Genomic DNA, 3,411 nt, shown 5'->3' on the forward strand with positions numbered 1-3,411 from the left:
ACTTTTTTTGAAGCCCAGGTAACCGTCTATGGGTTGTTAATTCTAATCGGAAATACGTTCAATTTGTTCTACCAATTCGTGGTCTTGATGCCCTTGGTTCATGCACACAACACCAATATTTTTATGTCGTCTTATGTCAACTACTTCCATAATCCGTTCGTCGGATTCATCTTCAACTTCATTTTTAGCGGCTTGTTATTAGTCGTTGGGACGTTGATCGGAATGGTCATTGGGAATTTCTTGACGTTATTCTCTAAGATCGTCCAGCGAATAATTTTGATCGTAACCCCGATTATTGCTTACATTACCCTGATGTACACGGCATCCAAATTAATCTTGGACGCCAGTTTTCAAATGACATGGGTGGCCAACTTTGCCAAATTCATCCTTGGCTATCGGGCAACTGGGGCGTACGATCCGTTTCCAATGATGATTTCGATGCTGGTAGTGGCGGCTGTTCTGCTGGTCATCGTCAAGTATCTCTTCAGCAAAAAACAACTAAAACGTGAATAATTGTCATTAATGAGCAGTCTTTAAAAAAGTTATGAGAAGTTAATGAAACTGTTTTCAACTTGAATTATCCATGATATACTTAAGTTTCTGGAAAACACACGACTATACGAATAGGATGAGAAATCATGGAAAAAAATAAAAAGCTTCATATTGGGTTAATTTTCGGTGGCAATTCCTCCGAACACGATGTTTCCAAACGGTCTGCTCATAACATTTACGATGCCATGGACAAGGACAGATATGACGTCAGCTTATTTTTGATGACTAAAGACGGATACTTCTTGGATCATGAAGCTTCCTCTCGGGTATTTGACGGCGAACCCGAAGACGAAGTTGCCAAACAGGAACTATCCAAACTGGATACCAGAAATCCGCTGGCACCAATTTTAAATTTAGGAGAAGCGGCCGATATTGACGTTTTCTTCCCAATTATTCACGGTAATTTGGGTGAAGACGGTACCATCCAAGGCCTGCTGCGCTTGTTGCACAAGCCATACGTCGGTACTGGTATTTTGGGTTCAGCAATGTCGTTTGATAAAGACATTACCAAAAAGATCGTCAAGCTGGCTGGTGTTCCAACGACCCGTTACGAAGTGGTCACACCACTGACTGCGGAACAATTCTCCTACCAGTCGTTGAGTGATAAACTGGGTCGGACATTATTTATTAAGCCCGCTAACCAAGGCTCTTCAGTCGGGATTCATAAAGTTGAAAATGAGGCCGAATATTCTGAAGGTCTCCGTGACGCCTTCCGTTACGACAATAAGGTCTTAATTGAAGAGGCCATCGAAGGCCCGGAAGAACTTGAAATTTCGATTTTGGGAAATGACCACCCAATCGCTTCAAAGATTGGGGCAATTAAGGTTCCTGCAAGTGATGCTTTCTATACTTATGACAACAAGTTTGTCGATGCCAGCCAGGTACAATTTGACGTTCCGGTTGATATTTCCGACGAACTTGCGCAAAAAATTACCGAAATGGGCTTAACTACTTATCGGGCCCTCGGACTTAAGGGAATGGCACGAATTGATTATCTTGTTTCAAAGGACGATCAGCCATACATGAGTGAGGTTAACACCTTACCTGGATTTACCAACATCAGTTTATACCCACAACTGTTTGCGGCATCCGGCATCTCATACTCGGAACTGATTGACCGTTTGGTTCAGTTAGCCATCGATGAGTTTGAACGCCAGACTAAAATTTTGTACGACTTTAAGCCATTACCACCTAAGGATCAAACGATCGATAAAAATTAATTATTACAATTAGACTGGTGAAGAAATTTCTCGCCGGTTTTTTTGCATCTAAGGAAGCTTGTTATGAATGAAAATCAAACCAAAGGCTATTATTATTCGATTGGTGGACTGATAGTTGCCATTCTTGTTTTGCGTCATCTGATGGATCAGTTTCACCAATTTGGAAATGTGCTGCTATGCTCGCTGGTGCTGTTTATATTGTTGGTGGGTCTCTTTTACTATGGGCTTTGTCAAACAAGCCAGAAACGGCTGTTAGGGCGGCCCAGAACGATGCTGGCTTACTTGATCAGCTCAATTTACGTCTTTATTCTGCTAATTCCCCTAGGACTATTTGGCTTTTCGAACTTCATCAAATTTTCAGTGCCAATTTCTGGCAGCCAATTTACCTGGATTACCGTTAATCGCTATGTGATCGCCATCTCAGCCATTATTATTTATGTGATTTTGGCGTTAGTCGGGATCTTTCTTTCAAAGTATCAACTTGGCCTACTATCAAATCCAAGTGACCGACCGCTGGAAGCTTTGAGGAAAACCATTCGACAGATGTCTTGGAAATCATTTTTGATGAAGTTATTGACGGTGCTTGGCATGCTGTTGTCGGTCACCTTATTGACTTTGTTGATGGCCGAAGTCAATCGCTTAGTGATCAATCGTGGCATGTTTTTACTATCTCAAGGATTAATTGACGTGGTGTCAATTGGAATTGAACTCATCGTCATCAGCCGACTGTTAGGCATTCAGTTTACCCGCATCCATCACGGCGCCTTGGTGACCAGCTTTGGTCTGGCTTTAATCATATTTGCCGGTCTAATGACGGGGTTAAATCCGGCATATAACGCGAAGCCGACCGCCAAACCAACGATCATCGTTCACCGGGGTGTCATCAACCACAATGCAAAGGGAAATACTATCGCTTCATTAACGAAAAACAGCCAGTACCATTTTCCGTACGTTGAAATGGATATCCAAGAAACCAGGGATCATCAATTTATTTGCGCGCATGATGATGACATTCGGATTCCCGGACGGGGACTGCAAGAAGTGAATCGTTTGGATTTAGCGACGATTAAACGGTATCACCACGTCGATATGTTTGGCGATTATTTGAAAACGGCGAATCGGTTGGGACAGCCGTTAATTATTGAATTAAAAGTCACCAACCAATCCGATCGTTTAATGGGGGTTCGATTTGCTGACCAATTCGGATCACAAATGACAAAATTACCTCACCGGGTTCACTCGATTGGGTACCCATTTTTGTGTCAGATTAAACGTAAGTTGCCGACCGTCAAAGTCGGTTTGGTGACCATGCTGAACTTTGCTGATATTTCACGGTATCAGGTCGACTTTTATACGCTGCAGCACATTACGGCCAACCCATTCTTGATTGCGACGGTTGGGCGAACCGGTCGACAGGTATACTCGTGGACGGATGATAGTCGGTTCTCCATGCTGCGGATGGCGATGTTGGGTGTTACCGGTCAAGTGACCGATCAGGCATTTCGCCTTCAAAATTTACGAATTAATTATCGACAAGACAGATGGCTGCTACTTTTAAATTCTTTGCAGAATTACCTGTAATTTTGCGTAATTTTAAAGTAGGAGGTGGGAAAATGGTTAAACGATGCGAGTGGGCGAC

Annotated in this window: 3 protein-coding genes; all 3 read left to right on the forward strand. The window is 42.8% G+C overall.

Annotated features, from left to right (window positions below):
- On the forward strand, positions 1 to 513 hold a 513-nt coding region (locus AB3112_RS09755; protein WP_367334394.1), incomplete at its 5' end, for an ABC transporter permease.
- 125 nt (positions 514 to 638) lie between these two features.
- Positions 639 to 1,772, forward strand: a complete 1,134-nt coding sequence (locus tag AB3112_RS09760) for a D-alanine--D-alanine ligase family protein (RefSeq protein WP_084972677.1) — start codon at positions 639 to 641, stop codon at positions 1,770 to 1,772.
- A gap of 63 nt (positions 1,773 to 1,835) precedes the next feature.
- Positions 1,836 to 3,353 carry a glycerophosphodiester phosphodiesterase family protein gene (locus tag AB3112_RS09765; protein WP_085013024.1) on the forward strand — a complete coding sequence of 506 codons (1,518 nt, stop codon included), beginning with the start codon at positions 1,836 to 1,838 and terminating at the stop codon, positions 3,351 to 3,353.
- Positions 3,354 to 3,411 lie beyond the last annotated feature (58 nt).

It is taken from the genome of Lentilactobacillus sp. (assembly GCF_040773105.1).
Classification (GTDB): Bacteria; Bacillota; Bacilli; order Lactobacillales; family Lactobacillaceae; genus Lentilactobacillus; species Lentilactobacillus parabuchneri.

What these genes read in the sequence shown, in the direction of transcription:
- AB3112_RS09760 (WP_084972677.1), top strand. Translation starts at nt 639, where the DNA reads ATGGAAAAAAATAAAAAGCTTCATATTGGGTTAATTTTCGGTGGCAAT.
- AB3112_RS09765 (WP_085013024.1), top strand. Translation starts at nt 1,836, where the DNA reads ATGAATGAAAATCAAACCAAAGGCTATTATTATTCGATTGGTGGACTG.